General features: G+C 75.8%; 2 protein-coding genes. Both read right to left on the minus strand.

Features of this window, described 5'->3' with window-relative positions; all coding sequences use genetic code 11:
- Positions 1–27: 27 nt before the first annotated feature.
- Positions 28–10,197 carry a type I polyketide synthase gene (locus tag ACZ5OX_RS26550; protein WP_465633681.1) on the minus strand — a complete coding sequence of 3,390 codons (10,170 nt, stop codon included), beginning with the start codon at positions 10,195–10,197 and terminating at the stop codon, positions 28–30.
- Positions 10,198–10,306: 109 nt separating this feature from the next.
- Complete coding sequence (locus tag ACZ5OX_RS26555) at positions 10,307–22,075, minus strand: SDR family NAD(P)-dependent oxidoreductase (protein WP_465633682.1); 11,769 nt, start codon at positions 22,073–22,075, stop codon at positions 10,307–10,309.
- Positions 22,076–22,082 lie beyond the last annotated feature (7 nt).

Consider the following 22,082-nt stretch of genomic DNA (forward strand, 5'->3'; position numbering starts at 1 on the left):
TCGGGCTTCTCCTTCTGCGGCTGTCGGTCAGTCACGTTCGCCGCCCAGGGCCATCCGGACGAGTTCGTCGACGGCCATGGCGTTGATGTCGGCGGCGGGAGCCGGCGTGTCCGGTGTCTCCGGCCGGCCGGCGAGGTGCGCCCCGGCGGCCTTCCCGGTGCCGGCGGGGTCGCCCGGCCCGTCGGGTACCAGGCGCCCGGTGAGGTAGGCGGCGACGGCGGCCGGGGTGGGGTGGTCGAAGACCAGGGTGGCGGGCAGCCGGCGGCCGGTGGCGGCGCCGAGCCGGTTGCGGAGTTCGACGGCGGTGAGCGAGTCGAAGCCGAGGTCCTTGAACGCCTGGTCCGGGTCGACGGCCCCGGGTCCGCCGTGGCCGAGGACGTCGGCGACCCGGCTCCGTACCAGGTCGAGCAGGGTGGCGACGCGTTCCTCCGGGGTGAGGCCGGTCAGCCGGCGGCGCAGCGAGTCCGCTTCGGCGGCGTCCGCTCCGGAGGCGGGGCGGCGTGCGGTGGCGGGGACCAGGGCGGCGAGCAGGGCCGGGACGGGTCCGGTCCGGGCTGCCGTCCGGAGCCGGCCGAGGTCGATCTTGACCGGGACGAGCAGCGGTTCGTCCAGGGTGAGCGCCGCGTCGAACAGGGCCAGGCCCTCTTCGCTGCCGATGGCCGCGGTGCCTCCCCGGGACATCCGCCGCAGGTCGGCGGCGGTGAGCGTGCCGGTCATGGTGCTGCGGCGCGCCCACAGGCCCCAGGCGAGCGACTGGGCGGGCAGTTTCAGGGCACGGCGGTGCTGGGCGAGCGCGTCGAGGAAGGCGTTGGCGGCCGCGTAGTTGCCCTGCCCGGCATTGCCGACCGTGGCGGACGCGGAGGAGAACAGGACGAAGGCCGACAGCGCGAGGTCACGGGTGAGGTTGTGCAGGTTGAGGGCTGCGTCGACCTTGGGCCGCAGGACGTGGCGCATCCGCCCGGGGGTCAGCGACTCGATCGTCCCGTCGTCCAGGACGCCGGCCGCGTGGACGACCGCGCTCAGCGGACGGTCGGCGGGGATGCCGGCGAACAGCGCGGCGAGCGCGTCCCGGTCGGCGACGTCACAGGCCTCCACGTCCACCCGGGCGCCGAGGCCGCGCAGCTCGGCGGCGAGGTCGGCCAGGCCCGGGGCGTCCGGGCCGCGCCTGCCGACGAGCAGCAGGTTCTGTACGCCGTGCGCGGTCACGAGGTGCTGTGCCACCAGGCCGCCGAGCGCGCCGCCGGCCCCGGTGACGAGGACGGTTCCCCCGGCCGCGGCGATACCGGACGGTGTGTCCGGGGCCGGGGCCGGGTTCGGGTCCGTGGCGACGGTGGCCCTGGTGAGGCGGGCGGCGAGGAGCTCTCCGCCGCGTATCGCCAGTTGGGGTTCCGTTCCGGCCAGTGCCCGGGGCAGCAGGCCGGCCACGGCGGCCGGGTCGTCGGTGTCGATCAGCAGGAAGCGGTCCGGGTGCTCGGACTGGGCGGAGCGGACGAGGCCGCGCACCGCGGCGCCGGTGAGGTCGGTGACCTCCTCGCCGGCTGCCGTGGAGACCGCACCCCGGGTGACGAGCACGAGCCGGGTGCCGTCGTCCCACCGCGGGTCGGCCAGCCAGTCCTGGACGAGCCGCAGGGCGTCGTCCAGTGCGGTGTGCACGGATGCGGCGTCGGGCGGGGACGAAAGGTCCGGGGTGTGGTCGCACCAGGCCAGCACGGCGGCGGGCGACGGCGCTCCCCCGTCCAGCGCGGCACTGAGCGCGGCCAGGTCCGGATGGCTGTCCGGGAAGAACTCCCGGCCGCCGAGGACAGCCCAGTGTCCGAGGGAGTCGGCGGGTGCGGTGGCGGGCACCGCCGACCAATGCACCCGGTAGAGGGATTCCGGGCCGCCATCCGGGCGGAGGGTGTCGAGGTCGATCAGTCGGACGGCGAGCGCCTCGACCGACGCGACCGGGAGGCCGTTCGGGTCGGTCGCGTCGATCGACACCGATCCGTCCGGCCGGAAGCCGAGCCGTACCCTGAGCGCGGTGGCTCCGGAGGCGTGCAGCCCGACTCCGCTCCAGGAGAACGGCAGTCCGGCGGACGGCCGGTCCGCGCCCGATTCGGTGTCCGGCCGAGCCCGCAGGAACAGCCCCTGGAGGGCGGCGTCCAGGAGGGCGGGGTGCACGCCGAAGGCGGAGGCGGACCGGTGCTGGTCCTCGGGCAGACGTACCTCGGTGAAGATCTCGTCACCCCGGCGCCAGGCAGCGGTGAGCCCGCGGAAGGCGGGTCCGTAGCCGTAACCGGAGGCGCGGAACCGCTCGTACAGGTCGTCGACGGGGATCGGGACGGCGCCGGGCGGGGGCCAGGAGCCGGCGTCGTCCGGTACGGCTGAGGACGACGGCTCGCGGGTCGTGGCGGCGGCGGTGAGCCTGCCGGTCGCGTTCGCGGTCCAGTGCGGGGTCGCCGCGTCCTCGCGGCAGGAGAACAGGTCCAGTGAGCGGCTGCCGTGCGCGTCCGTGGCGCCGACCCGAACCTGCAGGCGGACGGCGGTGTCGGCGGGTATCAACAGCGGTGACTGGAGCGTCAGTTCCTCCACGGTGTGGCAGCCGGCCTCGTCCGCGGCGCGTACCGCGAGTTCCGCGAAGGCCGCGCCGGGCAGCAGGACCGTGCCGGCCACCGCATGGTCGGCGAGCCAGGGGTGGGTACGCAGCGAGATCCGGCCCGTGAGCAGCAGTTCACCCGTGTCGGCCAGTTCGATGGCCGCTCCGAGGACGGGGTGGTCGGCCGGATCGAGCCCGGCCGCGCCCACATCGGCCGCCGCGGTGGGCGCCGGCTCGGGCCAGTAGCGGCTGCGCTGGAAGGCGTACGTCGGCAGGTCCACCCGCCGCGCGCCCGGGAACGCACCCGACCAGTCCACCCCCAACCCGCACTCCCACGCACGGCCCACCGCACGCAGCACCTGCGCCGGGCCGCCCTCCCCGCGGCGCAACGTCCCCAGCACCACCGCATCCACACCCGCGGCCTCCACCGACTCCCCCACCGCCACACCCAGCACCGCATGCGGGCTGGACTCGACGAAGAACCGGAAGCCCTCCCCCAGCAGGGCCGCCGTGGCCTGCCCGAACTCCACCGTCTCCCGCAGATTCCGATACCAGTACTCGGCGTCCAGGGACTTCGTGCCCAACCAGCCGCCCGTCACCGTCGAGAAGAACGGCACCCCGCCCGACAACGGCGTGATCCCGTCCAGGTCGGAGAGCAGCTGCTCACGGACCTCCTCCACGTGCGCGGAGTGCGACGCGTAGTCGACCTCGATCAGACGCGCCCGCACCCCCTCCTCCACGAGTTCCGCCACCAGCGCGGCCACGGCGTCCGCGTCACCCGACACCACCGTCGACGACGGACCGTTCACCGCCGCCACCGACAACCGACCCGCGATCCGCTCCCGCACCGCCTCCACCGGCAGGGGAACCGACGCCATCCCGCCACGCCCCGCCAACGCACCCACCGCACGGGAACGCAACGCCACCACCCGCGCCCCGTCCTCCAGACTCAGACCACCCGCCACCACGGCAGCCGCGATCTCCCCCTGCGAGTGACCGACCACCGCGTCCGGAACAACCCCGAACGAACGCCACACCTCCGCCAGCGACACCATCACCGCCCACAACACCGGCTGCACCACGTCAACCCGCGCCAACAAGGCCTCCGAGCCCAGCGCCTCCCCCAACGACCAATCCGTGTACGGCGCCAGCGCCCGCCCGCACTCGGCCATCCGCTCCGCGAACACAGCCGATTCGGCCAACAGCTCCGCGGCCATCCCCACCCACTGCGAACCCTGACCCGGAAACACCAGCACCGAACGACCGTCGACCGGGCGGCCGCCGTCCCACGCTCCCGAATCGTCGTCGGCCATCCGGCCCAGCAGGGAGTGGAGTTGGTCCCGGTCCCCGACCAGTGCCTTCCGGTACTCGAAGGCGGTGCGCGTGTGCAGGGCGGATCCGATGTCGCGCGGGTCGACCCCGGGGTTGCCGTCCAGGTGGCGGCGCAGCCGGTCGGCCTGGAGGCGCAGTGCCTGCGGGCTCTTCGCCGACAGCAGCCAGGGCACCGCCGGCAGGGGGGTGCGCTCGGCCGGCGGGCCGTCGTCCTCCAGGAGGGTCTGTTCGAGGATGACGTGGGCGTTGGTGCCGCTCAGGCCGAAGGAGGACACTCCGGCCCGGAAGGGGCGGCCGTGGAACGGCCAGGGCTGCTGCTCGGTCGCGAGGGCCAGCGCTCCGCGCGTCCAGTCGACGTGGCCGGAGGGCCTGCTGACGTGCAGGGTGCGGGGCACCTGCCCGTGCTGCATGGACAGCACCGTCTTGATGACCCCCGCCACACCCGATGCCGCCTGGGCGTGGCCGAGGTTGGACTTGAGGGAGCCGACCAGCAGGGGCCGTCCGGCGGGCCGGTCCTGACCGTAGGTGGCCAGCAGGGCCTGCGCCTCGATCGGGTCGCCGAGGGTGGTGCCGGTGCCGTGCGCCTCCACCACGTCCACCTCGGACGCCGTCAGGCCCGCGTCCGCGAGCGCCGCCCGGATCACCCGCTGCTGCGACGGACCGTTGGGGGCGGAGAGTCCGTTGCTGGCGCCGTCCTGGTTGACGGCGGAGCCGCGTACCACCGCCAGTACCGGGTGCCCGTTGCGGCGGGCGTCCGACAGCCGCTCCAGCAGCAGGACGCCGACGCCCTCGCCCATGCCCATGCCGTCCGCGTCGTCCGAGAAGGCCTTGCAGCGGCCGTCCTCGGCGAGTCCCCGTTGCCGGGAGAAGCTGATCAGGGCGCCGGGGGTCGCCATCAGTGCGACGCCGCCGACCAGGGCGAGGGAGCAGTCGCCGCCGCGCAGCGCCCGGCCTGCGAGGTGCATGGCGACGAGTGAGGAGGAGCAGGCCGTGTCGATGGTCACCGCGGGGCCTTCGAGGCCCAGGGTGTAGGCGACCCGGCCGGATACGACGCTGGGTGCGCTGCCGGTGAGCAGGTGGCCGTCTCCTTCCTCCGACTGGGCGACGACGGCCGCGTAGTCGGCGTAGTTGACGCCGGTGAACACTCCCGTGCGGCTGCCGCGCAGGGCGGTCGGGTCGATGGCGGCGCGTTCGATCGCCTCCCAGGTGGTTTCCAGGAGCAGCCGCTGCTGGGGGTCCATGGCCAGGGCCTCGCGCGGCGAGATGCCGAAGAACTCCGCGTCGAAGTCGGCGGCATCGTGCAGGAAGCCGCCCCGCCGGGTGGTCGAGGTGCCGGGGCGGTCGGGGTCGGGGTCGTAGAGGGCTTCGATGTCCCAGCCGCGGTCGGTGGGGAAGTCCGAGACGGCGTCGCCACCGTCGGCGAGCAGGCGCCACAGGTCTTCGGGGGTGCCGATGCCGCCGGGGAAGCGGCACGCCATGGACACGATCGCGATCGGCTCGTCGTCGGGCGCGGGCGTGTGAGCGGCGGCGTCCGGGTCGCAGGAGCGCGGCTCGGTGGCCTGCCGGCCGAGCAGTTCGGCGCGGATCTCCCGGGCGAGTGCGGTGGACGACGGGTGGTCGAAGATCAGGGTGGACGGCAGCCGCAGTCCGGTGGCGGTGTTGAGCCGGTTGCGGAGTTCGACTGCGGTGAGGGAGGCGAAGCCCATGTCCTGGAAGGCCGTGCCGGGCCGGATCGCGTCCACCGAGGGATGGCCGAGGACGGCTGCCGCGTGGGTGCGGACCAGGTCGAGCAGCAGGCGGTGCTGTTCGGATTCGCCGAGGGCGGCGAGCCGTTGGCGCAGCAGTGCGGCGGCGGGTGCCACCGTGTCGCCGGTCGTGGCCTCCAGGGCGCGGCGGGCTTCGGGGATGCCGGTGAGCAGCGGGCTGGGGCGGGTGGAGGTGAAGACGGCGGCGAACTGCTCCCAGTCGACGTCGGCGACGGCGAGTACGGTCTCGTCGTCGTCCAGTGCCTGTTGCAGAGCGTGGACCGCGAGGTCGGGGGCGATCCGGGGCAGGCCGTGCTGCTCCAGTTTGAACAGGTCGGCGTCCTCTCCGGCGATGCGGTCCTGGAAGGGGTTCTCGGCCTGCCAGATGCCCCAGTCGACGGTGGTGGCGGTGAGGCCGCGGGCCCGGCGGTGCTGGGCCAGGGCGTCGAGGTAGGCGTTGGCCGCGGCGTAGGCGCCGTGGTCGCCGCTGCCCCAGACTCCGGCGATCGAGGAGAACAGGACGAAGGCGTCGAGTTCGCGGTCGAGCAGGGCGTCGAGGTGTTCGGCGCCGGCGGCCTTGGCGGCGACGATCTGTTCGAACGCTGACATCGGTGTGCCGTCCAGGGGGGCGAGCGCGACGAACGCGGCCGCGTGGACGACTGCGGTGACCGGGTCACCCGCCCTCTCCAGGCCGGTGAGCAGCGCCGCTACGGCCTGACGGTCCGCCAGGTCGCAGACGGGCAGGGTCAGTCGCACGCCGAGGTCTGCCAGTTCCGCGGCGAGTTCGGCCGCGCCGGGTGCCTGGGGGCCGCGGCGGCCGGGCAGGACGAGGTGGGTGGCGCCGCTGCGGGCCAGCCAGCGGGCGAGGTGCGGGCCGACGGCTCCGGTGCCGCCGGTCAGCAGGACGGTGCCGCGGGGCTTCCAGTGCTTCGTACGGCCGTCGTTCCGGGGGGCGCGCCGGAGGCGGCGGGCCAGCAGGCCGGTGGGGCGCAGGGCGAGCTGGTCCTCGCGGCCGGGGCCGTTTGTGCCGGTGCCGGAGGCCGTCAGTGCGGCGGCGAGGCGGGTCCTGGCGCGGGCGTCGAGGTCCGGCGGCAGGTCGACGAGTCCGCCCCAGCGGGCGGACAGTTCGAGCGCGGCGACCATGCCGGTGCCCCAGACCTGTGCCTGGCGGGGGTGGGTGACCGGGTCGTCCGGGCCGGTGGACACGGCCCCGGTGGTGGTGCACCAGAGGGGTGCGGTGAGGGCGAGGTCGCCCAGGGCCTGCACCAGGGCGACGGTGAGTGCCGTCCCGGTGGGCAGGGCCGGGTGGTCGGGGTGGGGCCGGTCGTCGGCGGCCAGCAGCGACAGCACGCCCGTCGGGACGCGGTCGCCGAGGGCGGTGGCGAGCGTGTCCGCGAGGTCCGTGCGGCGGACGGCGTCGGCGGTGAGTTCGGCCGTGACGACGGTGGCGCCCGCTTCGGTGAGGGCGAGCAGCGGGCCGCGTACCCGTGCGTCGTCGTCGTGTCCGGCAGGCAGGACGACGAGCCAGGTGCCGGCGGCGGGGGTGGCGGCCGGCGGGTCGGGCAGGGGCTGCCAGCCGATGCGGTAGCGCCAGGAGTCGATGACGCTCTCGTCGCGCCGCTGTTTGCGCCAGCCTCGCAGGGCGGGCAGGACAGGGGCGAGGGCGTCCTCGTCGACGGCGAGGTGGGCGGCGATCTCGGCCGGGGCGTCGTGGTCGACCATGTGCCAGAAGGCCGTGTCGTGCGGGTCGGCGGCGGCCGGTCCGGTGCCGGGCGCCGCCTCCGGCTCCAGCCAGTAACGCCGCAGCTGGAAGGGGTATCCGGGCAGAGCGGTCGGGCGGGCGCCGGTGCCGGCGTACACCGCGGACCAGTCGACAGCCGCGCCGGCCACCCACAGATCGGCGGCCGAACGCAGGGCACGGCGCAGTCCGCCGTCGTCGCGGCGCAGGGTGCCGACGACCACGGGCGGCTCCTCGGCGCCGGTGGCCTCGGCGGTGTCCTGGAGGGCCATGGTCAGCACCGGGTGCGGCGACACCTCGACGAAGACCTCGTGGCCCTGCTCGACCAGGGAGCGTACGGCCGCCTCGAAACGGACGGTCCCGCGGAGGTTGCGGTACCAGTAGTCGGCGTCCATGGCCGTGGTGTCGAGCCGGTCGCCGGTGACGGTGGAGAACAGCGGGATCCGGGCCGGGAGCGGGCGTACGCCGGCCAGCGCGGCCAGCACCTCGGACCTGATCCGTTCGACCTGGGCCGAGTGCGAGGCGTAGTCCACGGGTACGGACCGGGCCCGTACGCCCTGCGCGGCGCAGTGGGCGAGCAGTTCGGCCAGGGCCCTGGTCTCCCCCGAGACCACCACGGCGGCGGGCCCGTTGACGGCGGCCACCGACAGCTTCTCGGACCAGGGGGCGATCTCGGCGCGGACCTGGTCCTCGGGCACGGACACCGCGACCATGCCGCCGAATCCGGCCAGCGCCCGGATGGCCCGGCTGCGCAGGGCGACGACCTTCGCCCCGTCCTCCAGACTCAGCACTCCCGCCACCACGGCGGCGGCGATCTCTCCCTGGCTGTGCCCGACCACGGCGTCGGGCCGGACGCCCCAGGACTCCCAGTGCGCGGCCAGCGACACCATGACGGCCCACAGCACCGGCTGGACCACGTCGACCCGGTCGGCCGGCGGGGTGCCGGGGGCGCCGCGCAGGACGGCCTCCAGCGACCAGTCGACGAAGGGGGCCAGGGCGCGTTCGCAGTCCGCGATCCGGGCGGCGAACACGGGGGCGGAGTCGAGGAGTTCGACGGCCATGCCGTCCCACTGGGAGCCCTGGCCGGGGAACACCAGGGCGGTCCGGCCCTCGACGACCCGGCCGGTGCCCGCGACGACATCGGCGGGCGTGGCCGGGGCGGTGGAGGGGTCCGTGCCCGGCCCGGACAGGGCGGCGAGGCCGTCCAGCAGTGCGAGGCGCCCGTCGCCGATCACCACGGCCCGGTGTTCGAAAGCGGACCGGGTGGTCGCCAGCGAGAACCCGATGTCGGCCGGACGGACGGGCGCATCCGCGGCGAGCCGGGCGCGCAGCCGGGCCGCCTGGTCCCCGAGCGCGGACGCGGTGCGGCCGGACAGCACCCAGGGCAGCACGGCCCCGGGCGCCGCTTCCGGTGCACCGGCCGCTTCCGGCCCGTCGGCCGGTTCCGGCTCGGGCTCGGGCTCCGGTGCCTGTTCGAGGACGACGTGGGCGTTGGTGCCGCTCATGCCGAACGAGGACACCCCGGCCCGGCGCGGCCGGTCGACGGCGGGCCAGTCGCGGGCCTCGGTGAGGAGTGCGACGGCGCCCGAGGACCAGTCGGCGTGCGGGGTGGGCGCGTCCACGTGCAGGGTGCGCGGCAGGACGCCGTGCCGCAGCGCGAGGACCGTCTTGATGACCCCGGCGACCCCGGCGGCGGCCTGGGTGTGGCCGATGTTGGACTTCAGCGAGCCCAGCCACAGCGGGCGGTCGGCGGGCCGGTCCTGGCCGTAGGCGGCCAGCAGCGCGTCGGCCTCGATCGGGTCGCCGAGGGTGGTGCCGGTGCCGTGCGCCTCCACCGCGTCCACCTCGGACGCCGTCAGTCCGGCGTCGGCCAGCGCCGCGCGGATCACCCGCTGCTGGGAGGGGCCGTTGGGGGCGGTCAGGCCGTTGCTGGCACCGTCCTGGTTGATCGCCGAACCGCGCAGCACGGCCAGCACCGGGTGGCCGTTGCGGCGCGCGTCCGACAGCCGCTCCAGCAGCAGCATCCCCACGCCCTCGCCCCAGCCAGTGCCGTCCGCGGCCGCCGCGAACGGCTTGCAGCGGCCGTCGGCGGACATCGCGCCCTGCCGGCTGAACTCGACGAACACCGCCGGCAGCGCCATCACGCTGACCCCGCCGGCGAGGGCGAGCGAGCACTCGCCGGCCCGCAGGGCCCGCGCCGCGAGGTGCAGGGCCACCAGCGAGGACGAGCAGGCGGTGTCCACGGTGACGGCGGGGCCCTCGAGGCCGAGCGCGTAGGACACCCGCCCGGACATCACGCTCATCGAGTTCCCCGTCATCAGGAACCCCTGGACGGCTTCGGCGGCGCCGGAGCCGAGCGTCGCGTACCCCTGGTCGATGGCCGCGGCGTACACCCCGGTGCGGCTGCCGCGCAGGGTGAGCGGGTCGATGCCGGCCTGTTCGATCGCCTCCCAGGACGTCATCAGCAGCAGCCGCTGCTGCGGGTCCATCGCGACCGCCTCGCGGGGCGAGATGCCGAAGAACTCCGGGTCGAAGTCCGCCGCGCCGTCCAGGAACGCCCCCCGCCCGGGGACGGTGCCGCCGGACGGCCAGGCGCGCTCCCAGCCCCGGTCGCCGGGAACGGGCGCACTGGTGTCGCGACCCTCGGCTAGCAGTTCCCACAGGTCCTCGGGGGTGCGGACACCGCCGGGGAAGCGGCAGCTCATCGCCACGATCGCGATCGGCTCGCTCGTGCGGGCCTCGGCCTCCCGGAGCCGCTGCCGGGTGTCCCGAAGGTCGATGGTCACCCGGTTGAGGTAGTCACGCATCCTCTGGTCGCTCACTGGACACCGCTGCTTTCGTCTCGGGCTGCTCGGGTCTCGTCTCGGACTGCGCGGGACGCGCAGGGTGCGCGGAGTGCGCGGAACGGTGCCCTGGTCATGCGGATCCCAGCTGCCGGTCGATGTAGTCGAACACCTCGTCGTCGCTGGCCGCCTCGATCAGGTCGGGGGCCAGGTCGTCCACGTCGCCCGTGGGGCGGGCGGTGGGGGCCGCTGTCCGGCCGGGCAGCGGGCGGGACAGCACTTCCCGTATCCGGGCGGCGAGTTCGTCGCTGACGCCGTCCGGCGGCAGGGCGTCGAGCAGGGTCTCCAGGGTGTCGAGCCCGGCCCGGACCGCCGCGTCGCCGGTCGGGCGGGCGGCGGTGACCCGCTCGGCGAGGTGGCGTGCCAGTGCCTCCGGGGTGGGGTGGTCGAAGACCAGCGCGGCCGGCAGCCGCAGCCCGGTCGAGGACACCAGCCGGTTGCGCAGTTCGACCCCGGTGAGGGAGTCGAAGCCGACCTCCTTGAACGGGCGGGCCGGGCGGATCAGGTTCGGCGAACTGTGGCCGAGCACCGCCGCCGCGTTGCCGCGCACCAGGTCGAGCAGGGTCCGGTGCAGCTCGGCCTCGGGCAGCTCGGCGAGCTGCTGCGCCATCGAGCGGGCCGGTGCCGCGGCGGAGGCGGCGGCAGTACGGGCGGGGCGGGCCAGGCCGCGGAGCACGGCGGGCAGCCGGTCGTCCGCCCGCAGCACCGACGGGGCGATCCTGGCCGCGAGCCGGTAGGCGTACGGGGAGTCCAGCGCCGCGTCGAACAGGGCGAGGCCCTCCGCCGAGGTCAGCGCGCCCGCCCCGGCGCCCCGACCCGCGGTGACCGCGGCGGTCATCCCACTGCGCTCCTCCCACAGGCCCCAGCCGATGGACAGACCGGGCAGCCCCTCGGCCCGGCGTTCGGCGGCGAGGGCGTCGAGGACCGCGTTGGCGACGGCGTAGTTCGCCTGCCCGGCCGCGCCGAACTGGGCGGCGCCCGAGGAGAACAAGACCAGCGCCGCGAGGTCGAGGTCCCGGGTGAGTTCGTGCAGGGCCAGCGCCGCGTCCGCCTTGGGCCGCAGGACGCGGTCGAGCCGGTCCGGCGTCAGCCCGGCGATCGTGGCGTCGTGCAGGACACCGGCCGCGTGGACGACGGCGGTCAGCGGGTGCGCGGCAGGCACCGACCCGAGCAGGGCGCTGAGCGCGGTGCGGTCGGCGACGTCGCAGGCGGCGACGGTCACCGACGCCCCGAGTCCGGTCAGTTCCCGCACCAGCTCCGGCATTCCGTCGGCGGATCCGCCCCGGCGGCCCGCCAGCAGCAGGTGCCGGGCGCCGTGCGCGACGACCAGGTGCCGGGCAAGGAGCCGTCCCAGGGTGCCGGTGGCCCCCGTGACCAGGACGGTCCCTTCGGGGTCCGGCGCAGCGGGCAGCAGCAGGACGTTCTTGCCGACGCCCCGGGCCTGGCTGAGCGAGCGCAGGGCGGCCGGGGTCTGCCGGACGTCCCAGCCGGTGACGGGCAGGGGCCGCAGCACCCCCTGCTCGAACAGGTCCAGGACGTCGGCGAGCATCTCGCCGATCCGCTCCGGACCGGCCTCCATCAGGTCGAACGCCCGGTAGCGCACGCCGGGGTGCTGCCGAGCGACCGTCCCGGGATCGCGGACGTCGGTCTTGCCCATCTCCACGAACCGGCCGCCGTTCGGCAGCAGCCGCAGACCGGCGTCGACGAACTCCCGCGCCAGGCTGTCGAGTACGACGTCGACGCCCCGCCCGCCGGTGGCCGTCAGGAACTTCTCGGCGAAGTCGGTGGTACGGGTCGAGGCGATGTGCTCGGTGTCCAGTCCGCCGGCCTTCAGGACGTCCCACTTGGCGGGGGAGGCGGTCGCGAACACCCGCGCACCGGCGTGCCGGGCGAGCTGTACCGCCGCCATGCCGACACCGCCGGCCGCGGCGTGGACCAGGACCGATTCGCCGCGCCGCAGTCCGCCGAGATCGAACAGACCGTAGTAGGCGGTGAGGAACACCACCGGCACGGATGCGGCGCGGGCGAAGGACCAGCCCGCCGGTATCCGGGCGACGGTGCGGCGGTCTGCGACGGCGGTCGGGCCGAACGCGCCCCCGAAGATCCCCATCACCCGGTCCCCGGGCACCAGGTCGTCGACACCCGGGCCGACCTCGATGACGGTTCCGGCGCCCTCGCTGCCCAGGCCCTGCTGTTCGGGGTCGGGGTCCAGGCCGAGCGCGGCGATGACGTCGTGGAAGTTCAGCCCGGCGGCGCGCACCGCGATCCGCACCTCGCCCTTGCCCAGCGGGGCGAGGACCGCAGGCGCGGGCTCCGCCACGATGTCCTCCACGGAGCCCCGGCCGTCGGTGGCGAGCCGCCAGACCTCGCCGTCCGGCAGGGACAGCGTGCCGTCCGGCCGTCCGCCGCGGACCAGCCGCGGCAGCAGCAGCGGGCCGGTCCGCAACGCCAGCTCGGGTTCCCCGGTGGCGAGCGCCGCAGGCAGGGCGTCCGCCGGCTCGCCCGTCCCGGCCGCGTCGATGAGGACGAAGCGTCCGGGGTGCTCGGCCCGCGCACTACGCACCAGGCCCCACAGGGCGGCCTGGGCGAGATCGACGGGACGGTCGAGCGGTCCGGTACGGACCGCGTCCCTGGTGAGCAGGGTCAGCCTGGCCTCGGCGAACCGCTCGTCGGCCAGCCACTGCTGTACCAGGGCCAGGCCCCGGTGCGCGGTGACGCGGACCCGGTCGGCGGGGTCGGGCAGGTCGGCGGTGGCGACGGCCGCCACGACCACCTCGGGGAGGGCGGCGCCCGCGTCGAGGGCGGCGCCCAGGGCGTCCAGGTCCGGCCAGGACACCGCACCGGGAACGGCGCTGCCGAGGGCGGCCCAGGTCGGCACGGCACTGTCGGCCGGATCGGCGGCCGGGGCCCAGTCGAGGCGGTACAGCAGGTCGGCGTGGGCACTCGCGGCCGGGGGCCGCAGCAGCAGGCCCTCCACGCCGATCACCTGCCGTCCGGACAGGTCGTGGGCGTGCAGGCTCACGGCGTCCGGCGCGTCGGCGGCGAGCCGCACCCGCAGCGTGGTGGCCCCGGTGATCCCGCTGGTCACCCCGTTCCAGCTGAAGGGCAGCCGGGCCCGGCCGTCCTGGTCGGGCAGCAGCGCGGCGCTCTGCAGGGCCGCGTCCAGCAGCGCGGGGTGCAGCACGCATCCGGCGGCGTCGGCGTGCTGCTGCTCCGGCAGCACCACCTCGGCGAACACCTCGCCGCCGCGGATCCACGCGGCCCTGATGCCGCGGAAGGCGGGGCCGTAGTGGTAGCCGGCCCCGGCGAAGCGCTCGTAGAGGTCGTCGGTGTCCACGGGTTCGGCACCGGACGGCGGCCAGCTCAGCAGACCGGCCTCAGGTCCGGCCGGGTCCCCGGCGGGCCGGGGTGCCAGGGTGCCGGTGGCGTGCTCGGTCCAGGGCGCGTCGGCGTCCCGCGCTGTCCGGGCGAACACGCTGAGCCTCCGCCGACCCTCGCCGTCGGGCGCGGCGACCCGGAGCTGCAGGTGAACGGCACCCTCGTCCGGGAGCACGAGGGCCGATCCGAGGGTGAGTTCCTCGACCACCGGGCAGTCCGCCTCGGCCCCGGCGCGCAGCGCGAGTTCGAGGAAGGCCGTGCCGGGGAGGAGGACGGCGCCCGACACCGCGTGGTCGGCGAGCCAGGGGTGGGTGCGCAGTGAGATCCGGCCGTTGAGCAGCAGCTCGTCGGAGTCCGCGACCTGCGTCACCGCACCGAGCAGCGGGTGCCCGGTCGTGGCGAGACCCGCCGAGGCGATGTCCTGGCTGGTGGTCGGCACGTCGAGCCAGTAGCGGGTGTGCTGGAAGGCGTACGTCGGCAGCTCGACCCGTCGCGCGCCCGGGAACGCCCGCGACCAGTCCACCGCCAACCCGCGCTCCCAGCCGCGGCCCACCGCGCGCAACACCTGCGCCGGACCGCCCTCGCCGCGGCGCAACGTGCCCAACACCGCCGCGTCCACGCCCGCGGCCTCCACCGACTCCCCCACCGCCACGCCCAGCACCGCGTGCGGGCTGGACTCGACGAAGAACCGGAAGCCCTCCCCCAGCAGCGCCTCGGTGGCCGCCCCGAACTCGACGGTCTCCCGCAGGTTGCGGTACCAGTACTCGGTGTCGAGGGACTTCGTGTCCAGCCAGGTGCCCGTCACCGTCGAGAAGAACGGCACCGCGCCCGAGAGCGGCGTGATGCCGTTCAGGTCGGCGAGCAGCCGCTCGCGGACCTCCTCCACGTGCGCGGAGTGCGAGGCGTAGTCGACCTCGATCAGCCGCGCCCGCACCCCCTCCTCCACGAGTTCCGCCACCAGCGCGGCGACCGCGTCCGCGTCACCCGACACCACCGTCGACGACGGGCCGTTCACCGCTGCCACTGACAACCGGCCCCCGATCCGCTCCCGGACCGCATCGACCGGCAGCGGCAGCGACGCCATCCCGCCACGGCCCGCCAACGCCCCCACCGCACGCGACCGCAGCGCCACCACCCGCGCGCCGTCCTCCAGGCTCAGACCGCCCGCCACCACGGCGGCCGCGATCTCACCCTGCGAGTGGCCCACCACCGCGTCCGGGACGACCCCGAACGAACGCCACACCTCCGCCAGCGACACCATCACCGCCCACAACACCGGCTGCACCACGTCGACCCGCGCCAACAGCTCCTCCGAGCCCAGCGCCTCCCCCAACGACCAATCCGTGTACGGTGCCAGCGCCCGCCCGCACTCCGCCATCCGCGCCGCGAACACCTCGGATGCGCCCAGCAGCTCCATGGCCATCCCGACCCACTGCGAGCCCTGGCCCGGGAACACCAGCGCCACCCGGCCGGACACCAGCCCACCGCCGGACACCGCAGCGCCCTGCGCCAGTGCGGTCAGGTGCTCGGCGAGGTTGTCCTCGGTGCCCACCAGCACCGCGCGGTGTCCCAGCGCGCTGCGGCCGGTGGCCAGGGAGTAGGCCACGTCCGCGGCGCGAACGCCCGACCCGTCCCCGAGCCGGGCCACCAGCGCGGCGGCCTGGGCGTGCAGTGCCTCGGGGGTGCGCGCCGAGAGGAGCAGGGGGACGGCGGTGGGGGCGGCCTCCGGTGTCCCGGGCGCAGCGGCGAGCGGGTCGGCCGGGGCCTGTTCGAGGATGACGTGGGCGTTGGTACCGCTGACGCCGAACGAGGACACGCCGGCCCGGCGCGGGCGTCCCGTGTCGTCCCATTCCCGGCCCTCGGTCAGCAGCCGGCCGGCGCCCGCCGACCAGTCCACCTCGGGCGTCGGGCCGTCCACGTGCAGGGTCTTGGGCATCACGCCGTGCCGCAGGGCGAGCACCGACTTGATGACGGCTGCCACTCCGGCGGCGGCCGAGGTGTGCCCGATGTTGGACTTGAGCGAGCCGATCCACACCGGCCGCTCGGCGGGCCGGTCCTGCCCGTAGGTGGCCAGCAGCGCCTGCGCCTCGATCGGGTCGCCCAGCCGGGTGCCGGTGCCGTGCGCCTCCACCACGTCCACGTCCGCGAACGTCAGCCCCGCGTCCGCCAGCGCCGCCCGGATCACCCGCTGCTGCGACGGGCCGTTCGGCGCCGTCAGACCGTTGCTCGCACCGTCCTGGTTCACCGCCGAGCCGCGCACCACCGCCAGCACCGGGTGCCCGAGCCGCCGCGCGTCGGAGAGCCGCTCCAGCAGCAGCATGCCCGTGCCTTCGCCGAAGGCGGTGCCGTCGGCAGCCGCGGCGAAGGACTTGCAGCGGCCGTCGGGGGCGAGTCCGCCCTGGCGGCTGAACTCGACGAACAGTTCGGGGCTGCACATCACGTTGACGCCGCCGGCCAGGGCCAGCGAGCACTCGCCGGAGCGCAGCGCCCGGACCGCCAGGTGCAGGGCCACCAGCGAGGACGAGCAGGCGGTGTCCACGGTGACGGCGGGGCCTTCGAGGCCGAAGAAGTAGGCCAAGCGGCCGGAGACGATGCTTCCGGAGTTCCCGGTGCCGAGGAATCCCTCGACGTCCTCGGGGATGTAGGGCAGCAGCCGGGCGGCGTAGTCCTGCTGCATCAGGCCGACGTAGGTGCCGACCGGGGCGCCGCGCAGGGTGGACGGGTCGATGGCGGCGCGCTCGAAGAGCTCCCAGGTGGTCTCCAGCAGGAGCCGCTGCTGCGGGTCCATGGCGAGGGCCTCGCGCGGCGAGATGCCGAAGAACTCGGCGTCGAACTCGGCTGCGTCGTGCAGGAAGCCGCCGTGCCGGGTGATGGAGGTGCCGACGCGGTCGGGGTCGGGGTCGTAGAGGGCGTCCGGGTTCCAGCCGCGGTCGGCGGGGAATTCGGTGATGCCGTCGCGGCCCTCGGCCAGCATCCGCCACAGGTCCTCGGGTGAACGGACGCCGCCGGGGAGGCGGCAGGCCGCGGAGACGATCGCGATCCGGTCGTCGTCCGCGTCCCTGTTCCGGTCGGCCGGGTGGGCGGGGGCGGCGGGCCGGGCGGCCTGGTCCGGGTCCGTGAGTCCGGTGGCGAGGAAGTCCGCGAGCGCCGCCGGGGTCGGGTGGTCGAACACCAGGCTGGCGGGGAGCCGCAGGCCGGTGGCGGCGTTCAGGCGGTTGCGCAGTTGCACCGAGGCCAGTGAGTCGAATCCGAGTTCGCGGAAGGCCCGTCCGGGGTCGAGGGTGTCAGGGGAGGCGTGGCCGAGGACTGCCGCCGCGTGGGTGCGGACGAGTTCGACGAGCAGCCGGGTCCGTCCGGTGCCGTCGAGGGCTGCGAGGCGCAGGCGCAGGGCGTTGTCGTCGGCCTCCGCCGCCGCGGCCGCCCGGCGCGGCGGCGTGCGGACCAGGCCGCGCAGCAGCGGCGGCAGGGTGCCGTCCGCCGCCGCGGCGCGCAGGGCCGCGGTGTCGAGGCGCATCGGGACCAGGGCGGCCCGGTCCATGGTGAGGGCGGTGTCGAAGAGTGCGAGTGCCCGCTCGGTGGGGAGCGGCGGCATCCCGGACCGGGCGAGGCGTCGTACGTCGTCCTCGCCCAGGTGTCCGGTGAGGGCGCTGGGCTGCTCCCACAGGGTCCAGGCCAGGGACTGGCCGGCCAGGCCCTCGGCCCGGCGCCGGGTGGCCAGGGCGTCGAGGAAGGCGTTGGCGGCGGCGTAGTTGGCCTGTCCGGGGCCGCCGAAGGTGCCCGCGGCGGAGGAGAAGAGCACGAAGTGCGTGAGGTCGCGGTCGCGGGTCAGTTCGTGCAGGTGGAGGGCGGCGTCGACCTTGGGGCGCAGCACGGCGTCCACCCGCTCGGGGGTGAGGGCGGTGACGATGCCGTCGTCGAGGGTGCCGGCGGTGTGGACCACGGCGGTCAGCGGGTGCGCGGGCGGCAGGTCGGCGAGGACGGCGGCGAGGGCGGCCCGGTCGGCGGCGTCGCAGGCGACGACGGCGGTCTCGGCTCCGAGTGCGGCGAGTTCGGCCCGTAGTTCCTCGGCCCCGGCGGCGGCCGGGCCGCTGCGGGAGAGCAGCAGCAGGTGCCGGACGCCGTGTCCGGTGACCAGGCGGCGGGCGACGTGGGAGCCGAGCAGGCCGGTGCCGCCGGTGACGAGGACCGTGCCGTCCGGGTCGAAGGCCGGGCCGCCGTCCGGCTGGTCGCCGTCGTTCCTGGGGATCCGGGACAGTCGGGGGACGCGGACGTCGCCGCCGCGGACCGCGGTCTGCGGTTCTCCCGAGGCGAGGGCGGCGTCGACTGCCGCGGAGGTGCCGTGCTCGTCGTCGGCGTCGAGGTCGAGCAGGGCGAAGCGCCCGGGGTGTTCGGAGCCGGCCGAGCGGATCAGGCCCCAGAGCGCGCTGTGCGCGGGGTCGCGGACGTCCTCCCCGTCCCGGGTGCTGACCGCGCCCCGGGTGGCGAACACCAGGCGCGCGTCGGCGAGGCGGTCGTCGGCGAGCCAGGTCCGGACGTCGGCGAGGGCCCGGTGGACGACCGCGCGGACGGCGGCGGCTGCGGGCTCGGACCCGGACGCGGCGCAGGTCAGCAGGACCGTTTCGGGCACCGGGGCTCCGGCGTCGACGGCGGCCAGCAGCGCGGCCAGGTCCGCGGTCCGGTGGACGGGAGCGCCGCTGCCGCGCGGGGGTGCGGTGACCCACTCCGTCGCGTAGAGGTCCCGGTGGTGGCGGCCGCGGGGGGCGGGGGCGGTGCCGAGGGCGGCGGTGCCCGCGGGCCGCAGGACCAACGCGTCGACGGTCGCCACGGGGGCGCCGGTGGCGTCGGCGACGGTGAGCGCCAGCGCGTCGGGTCCGGCCGGGGTGAGCCGGACCCGGATCGTCCCGGCGCCGGTGGCGTGCAGGGTGACGCCGTTCCAGGAGAACGGCAGCCGCCCCTCGGGGTGGGCGTCCGCGCCGGGGGTGCCGGGCACGCCGGTGGCGTGCAGGGCGGCGTCCAGCAGGGCGGGGTGCAGGCCGAAGCGTGCGGTGTCGGGTGCGGGTCCGGCGGGTGCGACGGCCTCCGCGAACAGTTCGTCGCCGCGCCGCCAGGCCGCGCGCAGGCCCTGGAAGGCGGGGCCGTAGGCGAATCCGCCCGCCGCGAAGCGGTCGTACAGTCCGTCGAGGGCGAGGGGTTCGGCGCCGGGCGGCGGCCAGGGCATCGTCCCGGCGGCCTCGGTGTCGTCCGCGGCGTCCGCGGCCAGGACGCCTTCGGCGTGCCGGGTCCACTCCTCGTCGAGGTCGCCGTCGGCGGGGGTGTCCGGCCGGGAGTGCAGGCTGAGCGGGCGGTGGCCCAGGGAGTCGGGAGCGCCGACGGTGAGGCGCAGCACGGTGCCGCCGTGTTCGGGCAGCACCAGGGGGGCCTGCAGGGTGAGTTCCTCGACCCGGGGGCAGCCGACGCGGGCTCCGGCCTGGAGCGCGAGTTCCAGGAAGGCGGTGCCCGGGAGCAGTGCCCGGCCGCCGACGGCGTGGTCGGCGAGCCACGGGTGGGTGCGGGCCGACAGGCGGCCGGTGAGGAGCAGGCCGTCGCTGTCGGCGAGGACCACGACGGCGCCCAGCAGCGGATGGTCCGCGGGGGTCAGTCCGGCGGCGCCGACGTCGGCGGCGGGCGCGGCGCCGTCCTCCAGCCAGTACGGGTCGCGCTGGAAGGCGTAGGTGGGCAGGTCGACCCGGCCGGGGCGGCGGCCGGCGAAGACGGCGTCCCAGTCCGGGGAGACGCCGCGAAGGTGGAGTTCGGCCAGGGCCTCGGTGAACCGGCGCGGGCCGCCGTCGTCGCGGCGCAGGGTGCCCACGGCGGTGGCGTCGGCGCCCGCGTCCTCGGCGGTCTCCAGGACGCCGACGGTGAGGACGGGGTGCGGGCTGCTCTCCAGGAGGACCTGGTAGCCGTCGGCGAGCAGGGCACGGGTCGCCTGTTCGAACCGGACGGTGCCGCGGAGGTTGCGGTACCAGTAGTCGGCGTCCAGGGCGGTGGTGTCCGCCAGCGGGCCGCCGGTGAGGGTGGAGTAGAAGGGGACGGCGGACGGGCGGGGGGCCAGTCCGTCGAGCAGGGCGAGCAGTTCGGTGCGGATGTCCTCGACGTGGGCGCTGTGCGAGGCGTAGTCGACGGGGACGCGCCGGGTGCGGACGCCCAGGGCGGCCGTCCGGTCGAGGAACGCGTCGAGCGCGTCGGTGTCGCCGGAGACCACGGTGGAGGCCGGACCGTTGACGGCGGCGACGGAGAGCCGGCCGTCCCAGGGGGCGAGGTGTTCGGCGACCTGTTCGGCGGGCAGAGCCACCGAGGCCATTCCGCCGCGGCCGGAGAGGGCGCGGATCGCCCGGCTGCGCAGGGCGACGACCCGGGCGGCGTCGTCCAGGGAGAGCGCGCCGGCGACGCAGGCCGCCGCGATTTCGCCCTGGGAGTGGCCGATGACGGCGCCGGGGGTGATGCCGTACGAGCGCCACAGTTCGGCCAGCGAGACCATGACGGCCCACAGCGCCGGCTGCACCACGTCGACGCGGTCGGCCGGCGGGGTGCCGGGGGCGCCGCGCAGGACGGCCTCCAGCGACCAGTCGACGAAGGGGGCCAGGGCGCGTTCGCAGTCCGCGATCCGGGCGGCGAACACGGGGGCGGAGTCGAGGAGTTCGACGGCCATGCCGTCCCACTGGGATCCCTGTCCGGGGAAGACCAGGGCGACCTCACCGCCGGTTCCGGCGGTGCCGAGGACCAGGCCGGGGGCGTCGAGTCCGGCCGCCAGGGCGTCGAGTCCGGCCCGGAACTCGTCGGGGCGGGTGCCGATCAGGACGGCCCGGTGCTCGTGCGCGGCGCGGGTCGTCGCGAGGGCGTGGCCGATCTCGGCCGGGCCGGGGCCGGGGTGGGCCTCGAGGTGGTCGCGGAGCCGGGCGGCCTGCGCGCGCAGCGCTTCGGCGGTGCGTCCGGAGAGCACCCAGGGGAGGACGGGTGGCGGTGTGCCGTCGGGGTCCGTGGTGTGCCGGGCGGCCCCATCGGCCAGGTGCGCCGGGTCGGCGGGGTCCGCGAGGTCCCCTGGTTCGTCCCCCTGTTCCAGGACGACGTGTCCGTTGGTGCCGCTGACGCCGAAGGAGGACACCGCGGCCCGGCGGGGCCGTCCGGTCTCGGGCCAGGGAGTGTTCGCGGTGACCAGGCGTACCGCGCCCGCGGTCCAGTCGATCTGCGGGGACGGGTCCTGCGCGTGCAGGGTGGGCGGGACGGTGCCGTGCCGCATGGCGAGGACGGTCTTGATGACGCCGCCGACGCCGGCCGCCGCCTGGGTGTGTCCGATGTTGGACTTCAGCGAGCCGAGCAGCAGCGGCTGCCCGTCGGCGCGGTTCTGCCCGTAGGTGGCCAGCAGGGCCTGGGCCTCGATCGGGTCGCCCAGCGGGGTGCCGGTGCCGTGCGCCTCGACCACGTCGACGTCGGCGGGGGTGAGTCCGGCGTTGGCCAGGGCGTGCCGGATGACGCGCTGCTGGGCGGGGCCGTTGGGGGCGGTGAGGCGGCTGCTGGCGCCGTCCTGGTTGACGGCGGTGCCGCGGATCAGGGCGAGCACCGGGTGGCCGTTGCGCCGGGCGTCGGAGAGGCGTTCCAGCAGGAGCATGCCGACGCCCTCGCCCCAGCCGGTGCCGTCGGCGGCGGCGGAGAAGGACTTGCAGCGGCCGTCCCGGGCCAGGCCGCCCTGGCGGCTCATCTCGACGAACGGGACGGGTGTCGACATGACCATCGCGCCCCCGGCCAGGGCGAGGGTGCAGTCGCCGCCGCGCAGGGCCTGGGCGGCGAGGTGGATGGCGACCAGCGAGGACGAGCAGGCGGTGTCGATGCTGACCGCCGGGCCCTCCAGGCCGAAGGTGTAGGCGACCCGGCCCGAGGCGACGCTGTCGGAGCTGCCGTTGCCGATGTAGCCGGCCACGTCGTCGGGGACCTGGCGCAGCCGTACCGCGTAGTCCTGGTACATCACTCCGGCGAAGACGCCGGTCCGGCTGCCGCGCAGGGTCGCGGGGTCGATGCCGGCCCGTTCGAACGCCTCCCAGGTGGTCTCCAGGAGGAGCCGCTGCTGCGGGTCCATCGCGAGCGCCTCGCGCGGGGAGATCCCGAAGAAGCCGGGGTCGAAGTGCCCGACGTCGTCGAGGAAGCCGCCCAGGGCGGTGTGGCTGCTGCCCTCGCGCAGCCGTTCCGGGTCGTCCAGGTGGTCCAGGTCCCAGCCCCGGTCGGCGGGGAAGCCGGTGATGGCGTCGGTGCCGTCGGTGACCAGGCGCCACAGGTCCTCGGGCGACCGTACGCCGCCGGGGTAGCGGCAGCTCATGGCGACGACCGCGATCGGTTCGCGGCCCGCCTCCTCGGCCTCGGTCAGGCGTCGGCGGGTGTGGTGCAGGTCCGCCGTCACGCGCTTGAGGTAGTCCCTCAGCTTGTCGTCGTTCACCATCGGG

The organism is Kitasatospora sp. NPDC032121 (genome assembly GCF_055580145.1).

What these genes read in the sequence shown, in the direction of transcription:
- ACZ5OX_RS26550 (WP_465633681.1), bottom strand. Translation starts at nt 10,197, where the DNA reads ATGCGTGACTACCTCAACCGGGTGACCATCGACCTTCGGGACACCCGG.